20 protein-coding genes and 1 pseudogene are annotated in these 19,155 nt (G+C 69.1%); 14 read left to right on the forward strand and 7 right to left on the reverse strand.

All coding sequences use genetic code 11. The features are described 5' to 3' along the window. Window positions 1-215: 215 nt before the first annotated feature. The gene (locus ACZ6R6_RS41695; protein ID WP_470102454.1) at window positions 216-3,995 is read left to right on the forward strand and encodes a protein kinase domain-containing protein; all 3,780 of its coding nucleotides are present in this window, start codon (window positions 216-218) and stop codon (window positions 3,993-3,995) included. 26 nt (window positions 3,996-4,021) lie between these two features. Here ACZ6R6_RS41695 and ACZ6R6_RS41700 read toward each other — a convergent pair whose 3' ends face one another. Both ACZ6R6_RS41700 and ACZ6R6_RS41705 read right to left on the reverse strand, forming a co-directional pair. After that, entirely contained in the window at window positions 4,022-4,252 is a 231-nt protein-coding gene (locus ACZ6R6_RS41700) for a peptidase inhibitor family I36 protein (RefSeq protein ID WP_470102455.1), read from the reverse strand. After that, entirely contained in the window at window positions 4,249-4,518 is a 270-nt protein-coding gene (locus tag ACZ6R6_RS41705; RefSeq protein WP_470102456.1) for a hypothetical protein, read from the reverse strand. The genes ACZ6R6_RS41700 and ACZ6R6_RS41705 overlap by 4 nt, the downstream gene beginning before the upstream one ends. Before the next feature lie 111 nt (window positions 4,519-4,629). On the opposite strand from ACZ6R6_RS41705, the gene ACZ6R6_RS41710 reads away from it, so the two are divergent. From ACZ6R6_RS41710 to ACZ6R6_RS41720, 3 genes are read left to right on the forward strand one after another with little or no spacing between them, the layout of a single operon-like run. Continuing rightward, window positions 4,630-5,859: a sensor histidine kinase gene (locus ACZ6R6_RS41710; RefSeq protein WP_470102457.1), complete on the forward strand. Its 1,230-nt coding sequence runs from the start codon at window positions 4,630-4,632 to the stop codon at window positions 5,857-5,859. Continuing rightward, entirely contained in the window at window positions 5,847-6,485 is a 639-nt protein-coding gene (locus ACZ6R6_RS41715; RefSeq protein ID WP_470102458.1) for a response regulator, read from the forward strand. The genes ACZ6R6_RS41710 and ACZ6R6_RS41715 overlap by 13 nt, the downstream gene beginning before the upstream one ends. A gap of 43 nt (window positions 6,486-6,528) precedes the next feature. Then, window positions 6,529-6,831 carry a hypothetical protein gene (locus ACZ6R6_RS41720; RefSeq protein ID WP_470102459.1) on the forward strand — a complete coding sequence of 101 codons (303 nt, stop codon included), beginning with the start codon at window positions 6,529-6,531 and terminating at the stop codon, window positions 6,829-6,831. A 162-nt stretch (window positions 6,832-6,993) separates the two neighbouring features. Here the strand turns inward: ACZ6R6_RS41720 and ACZ6R6_RS41725 are convergent, their stop codons facing one another. Continuing rightward, the gene (locus tag ACZ6R6_RS41725) at window positions 6,994-7,158 is read right to left on the reverse strand and encodes a hypothetical protein (RefSeq protein WP_470102460.1); all 165 of its coding nucleotides are present in this window, start codon (window positions 7,156-7,158) and stop codon (window positions 6,994-6,996) included. On the opposite strand from ACZ6R6_RS41725, the gene ACZ6R6_RS41730 reads away from it, so the two are divergent. From ACZ6R6_RS41730 to ACZ6R6_RS41750, 5 genes and pseudogenes are all read left to right on the forward strand, one after another. Further along, window positions 7,157-7,678: an MFS transporter gene (locus ACZ6R6_RS41730; protein ID WP_470102461.1), complete on the forward strand. Its 522-nt coding sequence runs from the start codon at window positions 7,157-7,159 to the stop codon at window positions 7,676-7,678. The genes ACZ6R6_RS41725 and ACZ6R6_RS41730 overlap by 2 nt on opposite strands. 837 nt (window positions 7,679-8,515) lie before the next feature. After that, window positions 8,516-9,340, forward strand: a complete 825-nt coding sequence (locus tag ACZ6R6_RS41735; RefSeq protein ID WP_470102474.1) for a BtpA/SgcQ family protein — start codon at window positions 8,516-8,518, stop codon at window positions 9,338-9,340. 65 nt (window positions 9,341-9,405) lie between these two features. Continuing rightward, the gene (locus tag ACZ6R6_RS41740) at window positions 9,406-9,666 is read left to right on the forward strand and encodes a hypothetical protein (RefSeq protein WP_470102462.1); all 261 of its coding nucleotides are present in this window, start codon (window positions 9,406-9,408) and stop codon (window positions 9,664-9,666) included. Window positions 9,667-9,950: 284 nt separating this feature from the next. After that, a pseudogene (locus tag ACZ6R6_RS41745) lies at window positions 9,951-10,082 on the forward strand (bile acid:sodium symporter); the annotation flags it as partial. Window positions 10,083-10,180: 98 nt separating this feature from the next. Then, the gene (locus ACZ6R6_RS41750) at window positions 10,181-10,762 is read left to right on the forward strand and encodes a hypothetical protein (protein WP_470102476.1); all 582 of its coding nucleotides are present in this window, start codon (window positions 10,181-10,183) and stop codon (window positions 10,760-10,762) included. Window positions 10,763-10,819: 57 nt separating this feature from the next. On the opposite strand, the gene ACZ6R6_RS41755 is transcribed toward ACZ6R6_RS41750, so the two are convergent. After that, the gene (locus ACZ6R6_RS41755; protein ID WP_470102463.1) at window positions 10,820-11,368 is read right to left on the reverse strand and encodes a Pycsar system effector family protein; all 549 of its coding nucleotides are present in this window, start codon (window positions 11,366-11,368) and stop codon (window positions 10,820-10,822) included. Window positions 11,369-11,765: 397 nt separating this feature from the next. Then, window positions 11,766-11,924: a hypothetical protein gene (locus ACZ6R6_RS41760; RefSeq protein ID WP_470102464.1), complete on the reverse strand. Its 159-nt coding sequence runs from the start codon at window positions 11,922-11,924 to the stop codon at window positions 11,766-11,768. Window positions 11,925-12,164: 240 nt separating this feature from the next. On the opposite strand from ACZ6R6_RS41760, the gene ACZ6R6_RS41765 reads away from it, so the two are divergent. From ACZ6R6_RS41765 to ACZ6R6_RS41775, 3 genes are all read left to right on the forward strand, one after another. Continuing rightward, a complete protein-coding gene (locus tag ACZ6R6_RS41765; RefSeq protein WP_470102465.1) occupies window positions 12,165-13,106 on the forward strand; it encodes a LysR family transcriptional regulator in 942 nt (313 codons plus the stop codon). A 72-nt stretch (window positions 13,107-13,178) separates the two neighbouring features. Then, window positions 13,179-14,480 carry a D-arabinono-1,4-lactone oxidase gene (locus tag ACZ6R6_RS41770; RefSeq protein WP_470102466.1) on the forward strand — a complete coding sequence of 434 codons (1,302 nt, stop codon included), beginning with the start codon at window positions 13,179-13,181 and terminating at the stop codon, window positions 14,478-14,480. 2 nt (window positions 14,481-14,482) lie between these two features. Continuing rightward, a complete protein-coding gene (locus ACZ6R6_RS41775; RefSeq protein WP_470102467.1) occupies window positions 14,483-15,478 on the forward strand; it encodes a 1-aminocyclopropane-1-carboxylate deaminase/D-cysteine desulfhydrase in 996 nt (331 codons plus the stop codon). Between the two features lie 401 nt (window positions 15,479-15,879). Here the strand turns inward: ACZ6R6_RS41775 and ACZ6R6_RS41780 are convergent, their stop codons facing one another. Continuing rightward, window positions 15,880-16,044, reverse strand: coding sequence for a hypothetical protein (locus tag ACZ6R6_RS41780; RefSeq protein WP_470102468.1), 165 nt, complete (start codon window positions 16,042-16,044; stop codon window positions 15,880-15,882). A gap of 437 nt (window positions 16,045-16,481) precedes the next feature. Here ACZ6R6_RS41780 and ACZ6R6_RS41785 point away from each other — a divergent pair, with 437 nt between their 5' ends. Continuing rightward, window positions 16,482-17,579 (forward strand): epoxide hydrolase family protein, encoded by a 1,098-nt coding sequence (locus ACZ6R6_RS41785; protein WP_470102469.1) that lies wholly within the window; start codon window positions 16,482-16,484, stop codon window positions 17,577-17,579. Between the two features lie 91 nt (window positions 17,580-17,670). On the opposite strand, the gene ACZ6R6_RS41790 is transcribed toward ACZ6R6_RS41785, so the two are convergent. Further along, window positions 17,671-17,907 carry a hypothetical protein gene (locus tag ACZ6R6_RS41790; RefSeq protein ID WP_470102470.1) on the reverse strand — a complete coding sequence of 79 codons (237 nt, stop codon included), beginning with the start codon at window positions 17,905-17,907 and terminating at the stop codon, window positions 17,671-17,673. A gap of 604 nt (window positions 17,908-18,511) precedes the next feature. Here ACZ6R6_RS41790 and ACZ6R6_RS41795 point away from each other — a divergent pair. Continuing rightward, window positions 18,512-19,078, forward strand: a complete 567-nt coding sequence (locus tag ACZ6R6_RS41795) for a hypothetical protein (protein WP_470102471.1) — start codon at window positions 18,512-18,514, stop codon at window positions 19,076-19,078. Window positions 19,079-19,155: the final 77 nt, after the last annotated feature.

Below are 19,155 nucleotides of genomic sequence, written 5' to 3' on the forward strand. Positions count from 1 at the left end.
TGATTTGAGGGGCCAGACCGAGTGCGTCGGAAAGGGGCAACGGAGGTGGGCACACCGGACAGATCTCGCGTTCTGCCGATTACTGCTAGGGAGCTGCGTCTTTGGCGCGTACCCGATCTGTTCCCGTGATGGCCAACCGGTGAACTCAGCCCAGGCCGGTGGCGTCACAACCGGTGAACCCCAGAGTGGGGGAATCACAGGCGAGGTGACCACAGATGCTCGACTCACTCCAACCAGATGACCCGCTTCGGCTGGATGAGTACTGGCTGGCCGGTCGGTTGGGAGCAGGAGGCCAGGGCGTGGTCTATGAGGCCTACGATGAGGCCGGTACCCGGGTTGCGGTCAAGGTCTTGCACGTCTCCGGCGATGCTTCCCCGCAGCTGGCCCGCATGGCCAAGGAAGTGCGGGCAGCACAGCAGGTCGCCTCGTTTTGCACCGCGAGAATTTTGCACGTACGGCTGGACGGCCCGCGGCCCTACATCGTCAGTGAGTTCGTCGAGGGCCGGAGCCTGGGCCGGAGTGTCAAGGATGGCCGCCGGTTCGGCGGTGATGACCTGCACCGGCTGGCGGTCGGTACGGTCACCGCACTGGTGGCCGTGCACGAGGCCGGCGTCATCCATCGCGATCTCAAACCCGACAACATTCTGCTCGGCCCGGATGGTCCTCGGCTGATCGATTTCGGGATCGCCCGCACCCTGGAGATGTCACTGACTCCCACCGGCCAGGCCGCTGGGACTCCGCCGTACATGGCGCCGGAAGTGCTGCGTGGGGAGCGTGCCGGAGCCGCCGCCGACATCTTCGCCTGGGGGGCGATCATTATGTTCGCCGCTACCGGCAAACACGCGTTCGGCGCTGATCATCCCGGGGCGGTGTATCAGCGCGTGCTGACCGCTGATCCTGACCTGAGCGTGCTGCCCGAGACACTGCGTGCGCTGGTCGGGGCGGCGCTGGCCAAGGATCCGCTGGAGCGTCCCGACGCGCGCACCATCTTGACCGCGCTCACCCGCGGGCTACCGGAGGCCGCTGACGATGTGATGGCCTCAGGCAGCGCCTACGCCGGGCTGCTCGGCCGGCGCGAGCCGATCGACCCGACCCTGGGCCGTGTCGCTGAGGATGCCTACGCCTCCTTGACTGCTGAAGAGCGCCTTGCCGTCCCTGGTGTTTTTTTGCGCCTGGTGACCGTCACCGACAACGGCGACATCGTCCCCCGCCCCGTGCCAGAGGAGGAGCTGTTCGATCGAGTGTCGCTTGAGCAGGAGCAGACGCTTGACGCCATTCTGGCGGCCTTCCACCCGGTGATCACCCGTGTCGGTACACACATCACCCTGGCCCGGCCGGCAGTGCTGCGGGCCTGGGTGCGGCTGCGCGGCTGGCTGGAGAGTGAACGCGAGGATCTGCCGGTCCATCACCGCATCCGGCAAGCCGCCCAGGCGTGGGCCATCCACGGCCGGCGGTCCGGTGATGTCCTGACGGGCAGAGGTCTGCAAGAGGCGCTGCTGTGGGTGGCCAAAGACTCGCGGCGGCTGAGCATGAACCGGCTAGAGCGTGAATTCCTCGATGCCAGTGCCAGAGCCCAAAGCCGCGCCACCCGCCGGCGGCAGGCCTTCACCACAGCCCTGGCCATCTTGCTCGCAGTGGCCTTGGTCGCGACGGCGGCGGCGGTGCGCGCGTGGCAAGATGCCGGCCACGAGCGCGATGTGGCGATCTCGCGTCACCTCGCCACGCAAAGTGAGCTGCGTACCGACGATCCCGTCCTGTCGGCCCAACTGGCGGCGGCGGCCTGGCAGATCCACCACACCGATGAGGCCCGGCGCAGCATGCTCAGCGTTTTGGCCCGCCCCGCCCGATTGTCCTTCACCGGTCACAAGGGTGATATCAACGACGTGGCCTTCAGCCCCGTCGGCACGCTGGTGGCCAGCGCGGGCAAGGACGGCACCGTCCGGCTGTGGGACCTGTCCACCGGCGGGCCGGCCGGGGCCCCTCTGAACGCCGGTGCCAAGGAATCCGTCACCGCGGTGGCCTTCAGCCGCGACGGCGCGATTCTGGCCGCTTCGAGCGGTTCCCGTTCGAAGGAGTTCACCGGCGGCGGGATCCGCCTGTGGGATGTGGCCACGAGGCGCCTACTGGCCGATCCGATCACCGTCGCCGAGGATCCGCCCCTGGAGCAGACCTTCGTCTTCACCGCCCTGGCACTCAGCCCCGATGACAAGATCATGGCGGCGGTGGCCGACAACGGCACGACCGTTCTGTGGGACCTGGCCACGCGAGGCCGAATCGGCACGATCTCCTCGGGCAACGCTGAGGATGTGGCCTTCAGCCCGGATGGCGGCACCGTGGCGACGGCCGGCACGGACGGAGCCGTGCGCCTATGGGATGTGGCCACGCGTAAGCAGGTGGGCCCCATGATGGCGGGAAGCACGGGAAACGTCACCGCCTGGCAGGTCGCCTTCAGCCCGGACGGCACGACGCTGGCCAGCGGGGACAGTGATGCGACGATACGGCTGTGGGATGCGGCCACCCATCGGCAGATCGGCGCATCCCTGCCCGGATACGGCACCGCCCTGGCCTTCAGCCCCAACGGAGTGATTCTTGCCGGCGCCGGAAGCGATGACGCCCTGCACCTGTGGGACCTCACCACGCACCAGCAGGTCGGGGTGCCGCTGGTCGGCCACACCGGAGTCGTCTTGAGTGCGGCCTTCTCCTCCGACGGCACGATGCTGGCCAGCGCCGGCTATGACGGGACCGTGCGGATCTGGGACCTCACCACACACCGGCAGACCGGCCGGCCGATCACCGAGCGCGGCACCGGCGCCATCTACGCGATGGCGCTCAGCCCGGACGGCGCAACCGTGGTCACCTCAAGCGGCACGGGTGCACGCCTATGGAACCTCGCCACCCGCCGAAGGGCCGGGCAGATCATCGCCGTGGAAAAGCTGGGAGACGGCGGTCCGGTGGTCTTCAGCCCCGACGGCGCGATAGTGGCCACCGGCGAGATCGACGGAACCATACGCCTGTGGCAAAGCTCCATCCAGCGGCAGCTCGGCTCACCGCTACGTGGCCACGGCGGGGATTCCAGCGGCACGAAATGGATACGCGATCTGGCCTTCAGCCCTGACGGCACGCTCCTGGCCAGTACGGGCCTGGACGGGACGATCCGACTGTGGAGTCCCGCCACCCATCAGCAGATCGGCCGGCCGTTCTCAGCCGCCAACAGCACCGCCCTGGCGTTCAGCCCGGACAGCAAGCTTCTGGCCAGCGCGACATCCGATGGCCAGATCCGGCTGTGGGACATCGCCGAGGGCCGCCAGATCACTGCCCCTCTTAGAGGACACACCGATGCTGTCAGCGACCTCGAGTTCAGCAGGGACGGCAAGCTTCTCGCCAGTGCCGGAGCTGACCGCACGATCCGTCTGTGGGACATGGCAACCCGCCAGCCGATCGACCAGCTTCTTGTGGGGCACACTGAGCAGATCTGGGCGATCTCCTTCAGCAAAGACGGCCGGACCCTGGCAAGCGCAAGCCGCGACAAAACAATTCGCTTGTGGGATGTCGCCACCCGTCGGCTGATCGGTTATCCCTTGACCGGCCACGACGAAGATGTCTCCGGAGTGGCGTTCACCCCAGACGACAAGACCCTCATCAGCACGGGATATGACCACAGCGTACGGCTGTGGAACGTGGCGCGCCCCTCTGATCTGTTCGCAGCGGTTTGCGCAGTGGCCAAACGCCCGATCACTCCAACAGCGTGGAACCTCTACATTCCCGGTAAACCGTACATGTCACTCTGCGGTAGCCAGGGCCGACAGCAGGATCGGCCTTCGAGGACGCTGAGTGCAGGAATTAGCGGTAGCGACCTGCGGCTTCAGGGGGTCCCAGTAGTAATCGCGGAAAATCCAACGAACCTGTCGGCGACCGGACAGAACCTTCATTCTGCCCGGTCTGCGGCCCGGCGTGGTCCGTTCCCGCCGCTGGCCCCTCGGGGGCGGGTTCGTTGAATTCTGCTCCATTGCTACCGGGACCCCTAGAACACCCATGGCCGGTTGGTGTTGTTGAAGATGGTCCGGACGGGTTGAGCCGGGGCGATGTCGCAGTAGTAGGAGACTGGCTTGTAGCCGAACATCTCGCCGTCGAAGTCGTCCTCGGTCCACAAGCAGACATAGCCCTGCGGGAACGCCCCTTCCCTTCGGTGACAGCTATCCGAACAGTGGGCTTCCTCCTTGATGACGCCGGTGAGGGGGACGATGTGGTTCATGTCTTGCGCCTGCTCACGTGGTGCACGATGAGGGCGGCGATGCACGCGACGGCGACGCCGCCCGTGACCAGGCCGAGCGGCCAGGCGCCGATGCCGTTCGCGATCACGTTGACGACCGCGCTGGCCATCAGGACGAGCCAGAGCAGGGCGCGCAGCGCGAGAGCGCCTTTGCTCAGCGCGGGCTTGCTCGCTGCGGGCCGGGAGGTGGTGGGCCGGGGGGTGACGGGGTCGGAGTCAAGGCTGGGGATGCGGTAGGGGTCGGTCATGGCCAGAATCCTAGAAACGGGCCCGATCTGCGGAAATCCCGCACGCTAGCTGGCCGTGGTACAGCGGGCTGGAGCAAGCCGTGTCCCCTTTCACCTACTATGACCCTAGTGATGCGGGGAATCCTTGAAGGTCTGGAACGGCTGGCCGGAGGGCTGGGCACCGCGTTCATGGTCGTCGTCGTCGCGCTGTGCTGGCTGGTGGTGGCCGCGTTGAGCCTGGTCGGGGTCGGGCTGGCGCTGGTGCCGGCGATGATCGCGATGACCAGGGGTGCGGCCGAGTGGGAACGCAGGCGCCTGGCCGGCGCGGGTGTCGAAATCGTCAGCCCGTACCGGCTGCCTGCCCAGCAGCTGCCCCGAGGCTGGGCGGCCAGGATGCGGGCGGCCCGTGCCGACCCGGCGACCTTGCGCGACCTGGGCTGGCTGGCCGTCTACGCCGTGGTGGGCCCGGCCTGCGGCCTGCTCGGGATGATCATGCCGGTGGCGGTGCTGCGGGAACTCACTTACCCGCTCTACTGGCAGTTGCTGCCGCGCGAGGATCAGCTCACCAACTTCGGCTTCCCGGTCACCACCTGGCCGGGCGCGATCGCCACCTCGGTGATCGGCCTGGCCGTCTTGGTCGCCCTGGTCCGTCTCTTCCCTGTGCTGGCGCGTCTGCAGGCGCTGCCCGCCAGGAAACTGCTGGTGCCGCACGCCTCGATCGACTTGTCGCAGCGCATCGCGCAGCTGACCATGACCCGCGCGGGGGCGCTGCGCGCGCATGCCGTCGAGCTGCGCCGGATCGAGCGGGCCCTGCACGACGGCGCGCAGAACCGGCTGAACGCGGTCGTGGTCACGGTGGCCGCGGCCGAGCGTGCTCTGCAGCGCGATCCCGCTCGGGCCGCGCACGCACTGGAACGTGCCAGGAGCGCGGCCGAGCAGGCGCTGGCGGAGCTGCGCGGCGTGGTGCGCGCGATCTTGCCGCCGATCCTGGAGGACAAGGGGCTGGCCGGCGCGCTGGACGCGCTGGCCGCCGGATGCTCGGTGCCCTGTCGGGTGCGGGTGGGTGAGCTCGCCGTGGTGCCGTTGTCGGTGGAGAGCGCCGCCTACTTCACCGTGGCCGAGGCGCTGACCAACGTGGGCAAGCACAGCGGCGCCCAGCACGTGGAGGTCGTCGTCGAACGTGTAGGCCCGTTACTGCGCGTCCAGGTGCGTGACGACGGCAAGGGCGGCGCCCGCGATGGCGCGGGCACCGGGCTGGTCGGGGTCCGCCGCCGCGTCGAGGCCCATGACGGAACGATGACCCTGACCAGCCCCGATGGGGGGCCGACTGTGATCGAGGTGGAACTGCCGTGCGAGTCGTGATCGCTGAGGATGACGCGCTGCTGCGCGAGGGCCTGGGGCTGCTGCTGAGCGGGGAGGGCATCGAGGTGGCCGCGGCCGCGAGCGACCCCGAGGGGTTTCTGGCCGCGGTCGAAGAGCACCGGCCCGATGTGGCGGTGGTGGATGTGCGCATGCCGCCCACCCACACCGACGAGGGCATCCGGGCGGCTGTGGCGGCCAAGCGCCTGCAGCCGGGCCTGGGGGTGCTGGTGCTGTCGGCGCATGTCGAGCAGGCGTTCGCGACCGACCTGCTGGCCGACGGCACGCACGGGGTCGGCTATCTGCTCAAGGAGCGGGTCGGCAAGGTCGAGCAGTTCCTTGAGGCGCTGAACCGGGTCGCCGGCGGCGGCACCGCCATCGACCCGGAGGTGGTGGCCCAGCTGTTCACCCGCCGCCGCGACCCTCTGGAGGAGTTCACCCCGCGCGAACGCGAGGTGCTCGCGCTGATGGCCGAAGGATTGGGCAACCTGGCCATCGCCGACAAGATGGTGATCACCGAGGGAGCGGTGCACAAGCACATCCGCAACATCTTCGCCAAGCTCGGCCTGGCTCCCAGTGACCGCGTGGACCGCAGGGTCGCCGCCGTGCTGCGCTACCTCGGCGCCTGAAGCCGGCGTTGCCACGGCGGCCGCCGCCGGCCAAGAGCGGGTGGTGGCGGACCTGGAGCGCCACGCCCAGGAACTGCGCAGCACCGTCCCGGGCGGCCCGTCCCGCGACCTGCGGGCGTTGTCGGCGATGACCAAGGGCGCCACCATCGTGGGGATCGGCGAGGTCACGCACGGCTCGAAGGAGCTGTTCACGCTGCGGCACCGGAGGTTCCGGCACCTGGTGCAAACCCAGGGCTTCACCACGCTGGCGCTGGAGGCGACCTGGTCGGCCGGCGGCGGTGGTCGTCCGGTCCTACCGTTTCGATTGGGCGCCCACGCTCGGCCTGTCCTACGCGACCATCGTTGATCGTTCGCTTCCACTGGCCGCGGAAAACCACCAGCCTGCGGCGTGGATCCCGCTGGATCACGACTGGGTGGGTGCCTTCCCGGAAGACCGGCCCCGCGTCCGCGCATACGCCGGGTTGAGCCGCACGTGGCCGGATACCGCCCGCTTGAACACGGGCCAAGATCATTGAGATCCTCCCAGCACGGGTGCGAGGTCAGTGGTCCGGCCGGTGATCAGGTGAGGTCCGAGCCAGCCGACATACAGCAGGCCGGTGTTGTGGGTGTCGTCGAGGAAGCGCAGCCGCTCCGCCGGCGGCTGAGCATCCTTCTGACGCGGTGGAGAGCGCATGCGCGAGCGCCTGACCGGAGCCGTGGAGCTGCTTGGCGGCAACTCCCGCTACCGGCGGTACTTTCTGGCCCGGTCCGCCTCCATCTCCGGGACGACCGTGGCCCCGCTGGGCCTGGCCTTCGCCGTGCTGCAGGCCGGGGGCGGCCCGGCGGATGTGAGCCTCGTCCTGGCCGCCGGTCTCGTGATCTTCCTGCTGGTCATGCCCGTGGCGGGTGTCGCCGCCGACCGGTTTCCCCGGCAGGTGCTCATTGTTGCCTGCCAGGCCGTCAGCGGCCTCACCCAGACGGCCGCCGCTGTCGTGATCCTCACCGGCACGGCCGACACCGGGACGCTCGCCGGGCCGGCGTTGCTGACCGGGGCCGCGGGCGCCTTCTTCCAGCCCGCGATGAAGGGATTGTTGCCGCAGCTCGTCGACGGCCCCATGCTGGCCCACGCCAACGCGCTGCTGCAGTTGGCGGGCAACGTCGTCGCGATCGGTGGACCTGCCCTGGCCGGTCGAGACGGGCCTGGTACTCGATGAAGCAGATCGCCGAGGCGCAAGGAGGAGGCTGGGCTCGAATGTGGCAGGAAGGCGCCGGCGATGAGCTCAAACGCAGGAGGCGTGGCTGGTGCGCAACGGCACGACGATCGCAACCGCGTTAACCGCGCCATAGTGTCCCTCGCGGCGACCAGGCCAACCACGCGTACCCCGGTTGTACGGCGAGATGATGGCACCGATCCCAGCGGACCACCACCCGCTGCCTGACGGCGACATGGCACCGTCAAAGTCGCACGGTCGTACGCGTGCGAGTGCCGTCGCCCCCTGTGAAGGGGCCGTTCCTGATACGGGACGCCTTTCCGAGTGTCGTCACTACCCTGGGCGACACCGTCCCGGCCTTCGTCGTCATCTGCACGTGTCCCACCGCACCCGATACGACCCGGGACCTGATAACACCACCCGTTCGCAGGTTGACAACCATGGTCTGGAACGGCCGGGATTCGGATCATGGAACGTGGGCAATCACGAACGCCCACCCCCGATGACACCAAAACGGCGCATCCGCCAATCGTGCTGGCGCGTCGAGGAATTCGAACCTAAGACGTCGAGTAGCAGGCGGGCGCTGCGGCCCGTGACCTGCGAACCGCCCCCTTTTCCGCTCCCCCGCGTTCACGAACCCCGGCCTCGTTCCGGGCGGCCGGTGAACCCCCCGATCTGCATGGGTGCGCCCGGGCGGCGGTGGTAGGCGGCCCGCGATGCGCGGGACTTCGTCGCGATCGGAGGGTGGGCGAGCGGCTGGAACGGTGTCATGGTGGGAAGGGCCGGAGATCTTGGAGTCGACCGTCCTTCGCGGGCGGTCCCGAGGCGGAAGCGGTGGCCATGCCGGGTTCGGGCGGAGCGTCGTGGCTGGGGCGCGGCAAGCTGGTACTGGGCATGATCCATCTGCCGCCGCTGCCCGGCACCCCCTACCACGATGGGGGCGGCGTCGAGCCGATCGTGGAGCGCGCCGTCGCCTGCGCGCGGGCGCTCGTGGACGGCGGCGCGGACGGGTGCCTGATCCAGACCGTGGACCGCGTATACGCCGCCGGAACGGACTGCGACCCGGCGCGGATCGCGGCCATGGCCCTCATCACCCGCGCCATCGTGGAGGCGGCCGGACCCGGCTTCCGGGTCGGGGCGCAGCTGATGCGCAACGCCGTGCAGGCATCGCTGGCGGTGACGCAGGTCGTCGGCGGCCACTTCACCCGGGTCGGCGCGCTGGTCGGCGCGACGATGACCGCGGGCGGCCTGGTGCAGGGCGACCCGCTCGCGGTGGCGGAGTACCGGAACAAGATCGGCGCCCACGGCATCGCGCTGATCGCCGAGGTCGAGTCGATGCATTTCTCCTGGTTCGGCGGCGGCAAGACGGTCGCCGAGGTCGCCGCGACGGCCCGGCAGGCGGGCGCGGACGCGGTGTCGCTGTGTCACCGCGACGACGACACCACCATGGGCATGATCGCCGCCGTTCGCGCGGCCTGCCCCGGGCTGCCGGTCATCCTGGCCGGGCACACCCATCACGGCAACGCCGCCCGCCTGTTGGGGTCAGCCGATGGTGCGGACGGGGCGTTCGTCGGCACCTGCCTGGAGAGCGGAGGCTGGGGCGGCGTGATCGACAAGGACAAGGTCGCGGCGTACGTGAACACCGTGCGCTCCGCCCACCGGTGACCGGGCCACCCACGACTGAAGGCGACGCCGGGCGCAGCATCGGCCGGCAGGAGAGGAAGGCGGATATGACGGTGACCTCTCGCTACACGCTGGCGGAGCTCCCCCGCCAGGTCGGCGCGAAAGCCTCGACGATCGAACGGCTCCTGATCACACAGGTGCTCGCCTCCACCCTGGCCGACGCCCTCGCGCCCGCGCTGGCCGAGGCCCTGGCCCCCGAGATCCTCAAAGCCCTGGAGCACCGCACCGGCCACGACCGGACCGGTGGCGAGAAGGTCTCGGCGGCCCCCGCCTCCCAGCCCAGCCGGGGTGGCAGAAAGAAGACCTGAGGCATCGACCGCGACGGCACCCGGCACGCCGAAGGCTTTTCGAGGCGGTTCGGGTGGCGTCGGCGGTTCGGGTGGCGTCGCGTCGTCTTGGATCCGCCCGGCCGCGACACCCCATCCTCCTGCGCCGCGATATGGGGTAATTCTGTGCGCCCTGCGGTGGCTCGGCGACCTCAGAGACCGACGCGCGGCGCCGGGCGCCGCCCGGGTCACTGCCGGGGGGAGGCCCGATGGACGCGCTGCACCTGCTGTTCAACGCGATCACCGTGATCTTCATCTCGATCACCATGTTCGCCGCCGGTCTGGGAACCACGCTGACGGCGCTGCGTGCCGTCTTCACCGATCTGCCGCTGCTGGCGCTGACGCTGGTGGCCAACCTGGTCCTGCTCCCGTTGCTGGGCTGGGGCCTGGCCGTGCTGTTCGCCCTGCCCGTCGCGGGTTTCGTCGCCCTGGTCCTGGTCGCCGCCTCACCCGGCGGGCCGTTCGGGGCGAAGCTGGGCATGGTGCAGAAGGGGACGTGGTCGCGGGCACGGCGATGCAGGTGCTGCTGGCCGCCGTGGCCAGCCTCACCTTCGGCCCCACCAGCACCGCCATCCTCACCGCGGCCGAGGTCGGCGGGGGGATCTCCCTGGATGTCGGCGCGCTGGTGCGGACCGTGGCCGTCCTGCAGCTCGTGCCGTTCGCCGTCGGGCTGGTGGTGCACCGCTACGCACGGCACACGGCACGCGCGTGGTATCCGTTCGCCTCCGTGGTGTCGAACGTGACGTTCGTGATGGTGCTGACGGGCATGCTTGCGGGCAGCTGGCGCGACGTCGTCGAGCTTCTGGGCTCGCGCACCCTGCTCGCGGGGTTCGTCCTGGGCATCGTCGCGTTCGCCGCCGGCACCCTGCTGGCCACCGGGCCGCTCGCGCGCCGGACCACCATGGGCGGCATCGCGGCGGTGCGCAACGTGGGACCCCCGCTGGCCGCCGTCGGGATCGCCTTCGACGACGCGCAGGCCGTTCTCGGAGCGCTGGCCGCGGTGCTGGTCAGCGGGCTGGCGGCGGCCCTGCCGATCGCCGCGGTGCTCGGCCATCGGCGGGACGACGGCGCCACCTGAGCTGCCGGACAGCGACGTGTGACGGGCCGTTTCAGGGATCTCCGCGCCCCTGCGGGCTCAGATCAGGCGCTCCAGGAAAACCATGATCGACATGGTCGTGATGCCGGCGACGATCAGGTCGACGGCCATGCGCAGATTGCGGTGTTTGCTCCGCGCGACTCGGGCGATCTTCAGGGCGTCGGAGGCCAGGAACAGCTCATAGTCCTTGGTGTCGGCGTTCATCCGCTCGATCAGCGCTTCGGGCGTGGGCTCGTCGGCATAGGTGAGGATGCGCATTCCGCCGCGTTGGGGAGACAGCGGGCGGATGGTGATCAGGATCAGCAGGACCGCCGCCGACAGCAGGATCAGCGCCAGGATGACGCCGAAGCGCCCGACTCCCGGGAAACGGGCCGGGCCGGTGAGGATGAGGGTGACCATCACACCGTAGGCGACACCCGCCCACGACAGCAGCAGGCCGGCTCTCTTCTCACTGGCGCTGATCAGCTCGGCGCGGGCCGCGGCGGTGGCGGCATCCAGCCGCTCCCGCAGAAACGGGGACATGGTCACCTGTCGTGCGTTGCTGTCGTCTCCGGAGTAGGCGGCGGAGGCGGCCCGGTCGCGGTTCATGGTGGGCGGGTCCTTTCCGCCGGGGTCGCGGGCCGAAACAGCGACCAGCGGCTGGTGGATATCAAGGCCGCCGATGCTTCACCGGCGGGGACCTAGCGAAAGGTCCCGCCTTCGCTGCGGCTTTCGACGATCCGGCGGGCCTGGCCCATGATCGGCGGCCACTGCAGGCGGCCCACAGGAGTACATGTACCCCGGCACGGCGCCTACCACTGCTTATAGGGCTCGCGGTGTGGGGGTTTTCCGACTCCTGGTGCTGCGAATCGCCTGCGCCCTGTAGCGCCGTTTCCGGGCATGGCGAAGCTGGTGGCAGGTGGATGAGGCCGGCTCGCGCCCGCTCGGTCAGAACGCGGCTCGGCACGCTCGCCGCGGTTCAGGCGGCGAGCGCCGGCCAGGGTTGTCACGGGGTGGCGATCTGGGCGGTGATGGTGCCGGTCTGGCTGGTGACGCCGGTGGTCAGGCACAAGACGGGGTCGGGCGGGGTCATCACCCAGACGACCAGGCATTCTCCTCCCGAACGCGGCCCCAGCCCCGAAGTGGGCCGGTCCGCGCAGGTCATCGGACTTCCGAGAAGTTCGTGTTCTCGGAAGCGGAGACGGCCACAACTTCCGAGAACATGCACGGCTGAGAGGCGAAATCCCAGCTCGGCACTTCCGAGGACAGGGCCGCGTCGCTAGTTGGCGGCTGAGGACACGTTCGGGAGGAGGAAGCCTACCCGTTACGGCCCCGGTCGGGGCCGTAACGGACATCCCGCCCCTACGCGGAGCCGTACGGAAAGCCGCGCCTTTACACTTGCGGCGTGGAGGTGCAGACGCGTCACCTGCGGTATTTCGTTGCGGTAGCGGAGGAATTGAGCTTTACCCGCGCCGCAGAGCGGTTGCACGTCACGCAGCAGGCGCTGAGCACGCAGATCAAGCAGTTGGAGCAGGGGCTGGAGGTGCTCCTGCTGGAGCGCACGACGCGTAGCGTGGGATTGACCGCGGCGGGGGCAGCGTTTCTGGAGGATGCGCGTACGGTTCTCGCGGCCCTGGACGCGGCCGTCAACCACGCACGGTCGGTTCAGCGCAGTGAACGCGACCGGCTGGTGCTGGGTTTCCTGGAGGGCGCGGCGCTGACGTTGACCGAGCCCATCCTGTCGGCGTTCGGTGAGCGCCACCCCGAAGTTACGGTGGAGCTGCGCCAGTTCAACTACGACGCCCCGTCGGCCGGGCTGGCGGAGCGGGCGGTCGATGTGGCGTTCGTGCGTCTGCCGATCGCGACAATGGGGATCAGTTTCGAGGATTTGTTCCTCGAGCCGGTAGTGGCGGCACTGCCGTCGCAGCACCCGCTGGCCGGTCGGGCTTCGGTCGCGGTTCGCGACCTGCTACGAGAACCGATTCTCGGGTCGGCGTGTACGGATCCGGTGTGGAATGCCTTTTGGGAGCTTGATGCGTATCGCGCAGGAGAGCCGGTGCCTGTGGTGTCGCGCTCGACCACGTTGCTGGAGGAACTGCAGAAGGTGGCGGCCGGCGTCGGGTTCGTGGTGACGGCCGCGGCGGCCCGCTGGGCCCCGTTTCCGGGGGTGACGTTGGTGCCGATCACAGACGGCGCCCCCAGCAAGGTCGCGGTGGGCTGGCGCACCGATCACGAGCCTGCGCTGGTGCGCTCATTCGTCGAGATCGTGCGCGCGGTGCGCGACGCGCACCCCGAGCTGATCGCCGAGATACGCGACCCGGACATCGGGAAACCTGTGCCGTTTTGACAAGCGACGTTTGTCAATAGGCAGCGAACGTGTGTTTCAGTTCACGCCTAGCAGTGCCTAACGTTTCCGGCTATGGGCGAGCTGACGTGGACCAACTTCGCCGGCGACCAGACGTGCCGACCGCGGGTGATCGAGCGCCCGGTGAATCGGGGTGAGCTGGTGGCGGCGCTCGGGCGCGCCGCCCAGGCCGGGCACACCGTACGGGTCGCCGGCGCGGGCCATTCGTTCACCGACGCCGTATTGACCGACGGGTCGTTGGTGACACTGGAGCGGATGAATCGGGTGCTGGACGTTGATCGGGAGTCGGGGCTGGTTCGTTGCCAGGCCGGTATCTCGCTGGGTGCGCTGAGCGCGGCGATGTGGGAGCACGGTCTGGCGTTCGCGAACCTGGGGGACATCGATGTGCAGTCGATCGCAGGAGCGACCGCGACGGGCACCCATGGGACGGGCATTGGGCTGCCCAACCTGTCAGCGAGCCTGCGGTCGATCGAGCTGACCCTGGCGGACGGCAGTGCGATCGAGGTCGACGCCGACAACGATCCGGCGGCCTATCGGGCGGCGCGCGTGAGCATCGGCGCGCTGGGCGTGGTGAGCGCTGTGACATTGCAGGCGGTGCCGGCGTTCATCCTGGAGGGGATCGACACCACGGCGCCGATCGACGAGATCCTCGACGATCTCGACCAGTTGGTCGAGGGCAACGACCACTTCGGGTTCTTCACGTTCCCGCACAGCCCGCTGGCGCTGACCAAGACGCGGAACCGGGTGGATGCCACGCCCCGGCCGCCCTCGAAAGCCGGCGAGTGGTATCACGACATGCTGCTGACCAATTACTGCTACTGGGGAATGTGCCTGGTGGGGCGTGCGCGGCCGCGGTGGATCCCGGCGATCAACCGGCTGTGTTCGCGGTGGTCGGGCACCACCCGCCGCATCGACCGCGCCTACCGGGTCTTCACGACACCGCGCAGGGTGCCGATCACGGAGATGGAGTACGCGATCCCGCGTGCGCACGCGGCGGAGGCGGTGCGGCGGATCCGCGCGCTGGCCGAGCAGGGGCGCTTCGATGTGCCGGCGCCGCTGGAGGTGCGGTTCGTCGCCCCCGACGACGCGTTCTTGAGTCCGGCCAGTGGCCGTCAGACCTGCTACATCGCGGTGCACCAATTCGCCGGGATCGCCTGGGAGCCGTTCTTCCGGGCCGTCGAGGAGATCATGGTCGGCTACGCGGGGCGTCCCCACTGGGGCAAGCGCCACTTCCGGACCGCCGAGACCTTGCGATCGGACTATCCGGAATGGGATCGCTTCGCCGCGGTGCGCGATCGACTCGATCCGGATCGGCGATTCACCAACTCCTACCTGCAGCGCGTACTGGGGGCGTGACGATGGCCTTTCTGCACGAACGGTTCGGCGAGCTGCGTGAGACCCTGCCGCACATCGCGCTCGGCACGCGCCCGACCCCGGTCCGCCCGCTGCCCGGTCTGTCGGACGGTCGGGCCGAGATCTGGCTGAAGGACGAGGGAGCGTTCGGTGACGGCGGCTGGGGCGGCAACAAGGTGCGCAAGCTCGAATGGCTGATCCCCGACGCGCATCACCGCGGCAGGCGCACCATCCTCACCTTCGGCGGCCTGGGCACGAACTGGGGGCTGGCGGCCGCGCTGTACGCCCGCGAGCACGGACTGGCCACAGCGTTGGGGCTGGTCGACCAGCCGGTCGATGACCACGTCCGCGCGCAGCTGGAGCGCCTGAAGCGCTCGGGCGCGACCTTGCACTTCACCCACACCAAGGTACGCACGGTTGTCGGCGCTCCGCTGTTGCTGAGCCGTCACTCCTCGGGCGGGAGGCTTCCGTATGTGCTTCCGGCGGGAGGGTCGTCACCGGTGGGCACGCTCGGATACGTCGAGGCGGCGTTCGAGCTTGCCGCGCAGGTCTCAGATGGCGCGCTCCCCGAGCCGTCGCACATCGTCACGGCGGTGGGGTCGGGCGGCACGGCCGCCGGGCTTCTGCTCGGCCTCAAGCTCGCCGGGCTCTCCACGCGGGTCGTGGGTGTCGTTGTCAACGACAAGCTGCGCCTGAGTGCCACCACTCTGGTACGGCTCGCGCGGCGCACCGAGCAACTGCTGCGCCGGCGCGGCGCTCGGCTGCCGCGCCTGCACCTCGACGTGGACGGCCTGATGATCGTGCGTGACTGGCTCGGGCCCGGCTACGGGTACGCCACGCCGGCGGGCGAGCGTGCTCAGGCGCTGGCCGCCGAGCGCGCGGGTCTCACGCTGGAGCCCGTGTACACGGCCAAGGCGATGGCCGCGTTGCTGGCCCTGGACACGGCAGGCCGTTTCGATGGCAGACCTGTTGTCTTCCTCAACACGAACGGGCCCCGATGACACTGATCACGAGCGCACGGCGACCGACCTCGCCACGCAATCGTCAACGAGCCCGGCAAGCCTGTGGCACAGGTGACACGCCACTGGACGTCACGCTTCACTGAACGAGGGCGCCACTCGGTACGGCAAGCATCCGTTGCTCTCACAGAGACGAAAACGCCCCGGAGCGATCTTCTCTTCGGGGCACTTTGGCTGCTCAAAGACGGTGGTCAAGGGCAGGGTCGAACTGACGACCCACCGTTTTTCAGTCGAGCGATCACCCTGCTCGGCCGATCCTGTGGGGCTCAAGAACTCGAATCACTTCTAACGCAGAATCCTTCGCGGTCACGTCCAGCGGAGTGGTGTATGAGTCGATCTTCGCGTGATCCTGTTTCTGCAGGTTAAGCGGTAAGCCCTCCCCGTCAGGAGTGGCGCCAGCGCTGCGCCGAGCGCACGCTGACTCGCGGCCGTTTCGCCACGATTCCGTTTTCCTGCCCGTCGGCGAACATCTGGGCGGCCTCCAGCCGGATGCGCTCGCGAAATGCCCGCCGTTCGGCGGTCAGGCCGCCGCCTTGCGGACATCTCATAAGTCAGGCGTACCGCCGCAACTACCATCTGTCACACCTTCGCGACATCACGCCCACAAGCTCAGTAGCGGTACCCGCCGTTTCTCAACCCCGAAGTCCCCTCGCTCCTCACCCGTGACCGATCAGGCTTCCTCCTCCCGAACGTGTCCTCAGCCGCCAACTAGCGACGCGGCCCTGTCCTCGGAAGTGCCGAGCTGGGATTTCGCTCTCAGCCGTGCATGTTCTCGGAAGTTGTGGCCGTCTCCGCTTCCGAGAACACGAACTTCTCGGAAGTCCGATGACCTGCACGGACCGGCCCACTTCGGGGCTGGGGCCGCGTTCGGGAGAAGGAGGAGAATGCCTGTAACGGTGGCTTCACACAGGCGGCCGCTCGTCGACGATCGGGGTTTGACGAGAACCTGATCACGAACGAGCGGCCGTGGGGATAATTGTGCTGCATGCAGCCCTTTCTGATCGACGTACCTGAGCATGTGCTCGCCGACCTGCGGGTGCGCCTGTCGCGCACCCGCTACACCACGGCCACCGACCGCGTGCCGTGGCAGGCCGGGGCCGACCCGGCCGACCTGCGCGCTCTGGTGCGCCACTGGGCGGACGGCTTCGACTGGCGCCGGGCCGAGGCCAGGCTGAACGCTTACCCGCAGTACCTGGCCGACGTCGACGGCCGGAAGGTGCACTTCGTCCACATCCGATCTCCGCGTCGCGGGGCGCTGCCGCTGATCCTCACGCACGGCTGGCCGAGCTGCTTCGCGGAGATGCTGGGCGTGGCCGACCGGCTGGCCGCCGAGTTCGACGTGGTCGTCCCATCGCTGCCCGGTTTCGGATACTCCGAGGCGCCCGGCGCACCCGTCACCGGGCAGCGGATCGCCGCGACCTGGCAGCACCTGATGACCACGACCCTCGGATACCAGCGGTACGGGGCGTTCGGCGGGGACATCGGCGGCAGCGTCACCCAATGGCTCGGCGCCCTGTACCCCGACAGCGTGGCCGGGATCCACATGACCTCCGGCAGCCTCACCGCCGGCCTCGACCCCTCAGACCTCGAACCGGACGAAGTGGCCTACCTGGCGGCCGAACGAGCCTACGACGCCGCAGACGGTGGCTACAGCGCGATCATGGGAACCCGCCCCGACACCATCGCCGCGGCGCTCACCGACTCCCCGGCGGGGCTGCTGGCCTGGATCGCCGACAAATACCGCGACTGGAGCGACTGCGACGGCGACCTCTCGACCCGGTGGGACGCCAACGACCTGCTCACCGCGGCCACCCTCTACTGGGTCACCGGGAGCATCGGCTCCTCCTTCCGCGCCTACTACGACCACGCGCACACCCCGCCCCGGCCGCCGATCACCGTCCCGACCGCGATCACCCTGAGCCACGAGCCCTTGATGGCGGGCTATCCACAGAGCCTGGCCGCACGGGCCTTCCCCCACCTGCGCCACTTCGCCCGGCCGGAGCGCGGCGGGCACTTCATGTCCCACGAGGAGCCGGACTATGTGGCGGAGCAGCTCCGGAGCTTCTTCCTGCCGCTGAGCTGAGGGCGCGCGGGCGGAGAACCCTTGGACCCGGCGTCGGCCGGCGGTGCCTGCCCGGGGCGGTGGGTGGGACGGTCGTACGCCCGAGGAAGGGTCAGCGGGTCAGGCGTTGACGCAGATACTGTTTGCCCTGCTCGGCGCCTTTACGGCTCTCCGCTTGCGCACGGCGGAACAGGTCGGCCAACTCCGGATCGTTGGCCCGTTCGGCATCGGCGATGTAGGTCTCCAACTGGAGCGCGTTGCTCAGGCACTGTTCGACGAACCAGATCAGGTTGTAGTCGACGTCCTTGGTTCCGGTGACCTCACCGGTCTCCTGACGGGCCGGATCCATCAGCACTCCCTTTCGCCTGCTTGCCCGGCGCTATCGCCGGCGGTGTAGTGGATCCCTGCCCGACGGGTCGGCAAGGTAAGGCGTCAAAGGGGCAATGGGCTGGTCAGAGGCCATGCTGATGGCCGAGGCGTGACGGCCGGTACGGCGGTGACGCCGACGGCATGAGCGACGCCATCAAGATCATCAGTGTCCGGTCGGGCCGTGACGGTCACCCGACCGGGCGTCGGACACCCGGTCCGTCACGGCCCGGTGATGCGTAAGTGATCATCCACATCGGATGGTGACTCTACCGATACCCACTGTGGCCGCCGAGGTCGCCGCACCGCCTGCATGATCATGCATCAGGACTGCATAACCGCCCGAAAAATCAGGGCAAATCGAACAGTGCGCCGTTCGCTCGTCGGCGCTCCGCTCCACCCTGGACGTTTGCGCAGGTCACAGCGCCGGGGCCGGATTTCTATACTGGACAGAATGTATGCACTGTCCGGTATAAGACGTCGAAGTCGATGAGGGTGGCGCCGGTCAGGTCCAGGCTCATCCCCTCCCAGAAAGCCGGTGCGGCCGGGAGGGTGGAGCGCTGATCTGGGTGGCGGTCGTCGCGCGGGTGAAGGCTGAGGATGCGCTGGGCGGTCAGCCGCACCTGCCGCTCGCCCTCCCGGTCGCCGCCCTCCTGCGGCGGTGCGGGTTCGGCGGGCAGGGGGACGCCGGCGCGGGCGGCCCTGGCACCACCAAAGCCGCCGATGTCGTGGCCGGCACCCCGGCCGCGCCCGTCTGGCAGGCCGGCGAGGCGCTGGAGCGCCATACCTGCGACTGGATGAACCGTGGCGGCGACTCCCCCGCCGATCTGGCCGCCACCCTCGACGGGCTCGGCGCGCTCGCCGCCCAGCTGCACAGCGCCGTCGCCGCAGTGGTCGCCGAGACCGGCCGCCGCCTGCACACCGGCTCCCTGACCGGCGTCGACCTTCAGCGTCTGGAGGCCGCCCGCGACCAGGCCGCCGAGCTGCTGGGCCCACTGGAGGCACGGATCCGCCAGATCCGCCTGGCCCTGACCGGCGCCACCGCGGCGCTTCCCCCGGCGACCCCGGGCACCGTGCCGCCCCATGACCACCACCGGGCCAAGATCCAATGCAAACTTTCTTCACGGTTTCAAGGCGCAAGGCCGCGTAGTTAAGGGTTCGGGGGCTGAGTCAAGGGATCTGCGGGTGTGCCGTTCAGGGCAGACACAGCAACGGGACCTCTGATAAATCA

Source organism: Streptosporangium sp. NPDC048886, from assembly GCF_055586905.1.

Coding starts and splice junctions, on each gene's coding strand:
- ACZ6R6_RS41695 (WP_470102454.1), top strand. CDS start 216: ATGCTCGACTCACTCCAACCAGATGACCCGCTTCGGCTGGATGAGTAC.
- ACZ6R6_RS41700 (WP_470102455.1), bottom strand. CDS start 4,252: ATGAACCACATCGTCCCCCTCACCGGCGTCATCAAGGAGGAAGCCCAC.
- ACZ6R6_RS41705 (WP_470102456.1), bottom strand. CDS start 4,518: ATGACCGACCCCTACCGCATCCCCAGCCTTGACTCCGACCCCGTCACC.
- ACZ6R6_RS41710 (WP_470102457.1), top strand. CDS start 4,630: ATGCGGGGAATCCTTGAAGGTCTGGAACGGCTGGCCGGAGGGCTGGGC.
- ACZ6R6_RS41730 (WP_470102461.1), top strand. CDS start 7,157: ATGCGCGAGCGCCTGACCGGAGCCGTGGAGCTGCTTGGCGGCAACTCC.
- ACZ6R6_RS41725 (WP_470102460.1), bottom strand. CDS start 7,158: ATGCGCTCTCCACCGCGTCAGAAGGATGCTCAGCCGCCGGCGGAGCGG.
- ACZ6R6_RS41735 (WP_470102474.1), top strand. CDS start 8,516: ATGCCGGGTTCGGGCGGAGCGTCGTGGCTGGGGCGCGGCAAGCTGGTA.
- ACZ6R6_RS41740 (WP_470102462.1), top strand. CDS start 9,406: ATGACGGTGACCTCTCGCTACACGCTGGCGGAGCTCCCCCGCCAGGTC.
- ACZ6R6_RS41755 (WP_470102463.1), bottom strand. CDS start 11,368: ATGAACCGCGACCGGGCCGCCTCCGCCGCCTACTCCGGAGACGACAGC.
- ACZ6R6_RS41760 (WP_470102464.1), bottom strand. CDS start 11,924: ATGACCTGCGCGGACCGGCCCACTTCGGGGCTGGGGCCGCGTTCGGGA.
- ACZ6R6_RS41770 (WP_470102466.1), top strand. CDS start 13,179: ATGGGCGAGCTGACGTGGACCAACTTCGCCGGCGACCAGACGTGCCGA.
- ACZ6R6_RS41775 (WP_470102467.1), top strand. CDS start 14,483: ATGGCCTTTCTGCACGAACGGTTCGGCGAGCTGCGTGAGACCCTGCCG.
- ACZ6R6_RS41780 (WP_470102468.1), bottom strand. CDS start 16,044: ATGAGATGTCCGCAAGGCGGCGGCCTGACCGCCGAACGGCGGGCATTT.
- ACZ6R6_RS41785 (WP_470102469.1), top strand. CDS start 16,482: ATGCAGCCCTTTCTGATCGACGTACCTGAGCATGTGCTCGCCGACCTG.
- ACZ6R6_RS41790 (WP_470102470.1), bottom strand. CDS start 17,907: ATGGATCCGGCCCGTCAGGAGACCGGTGAGGTCACCGGAACCAAGGAC.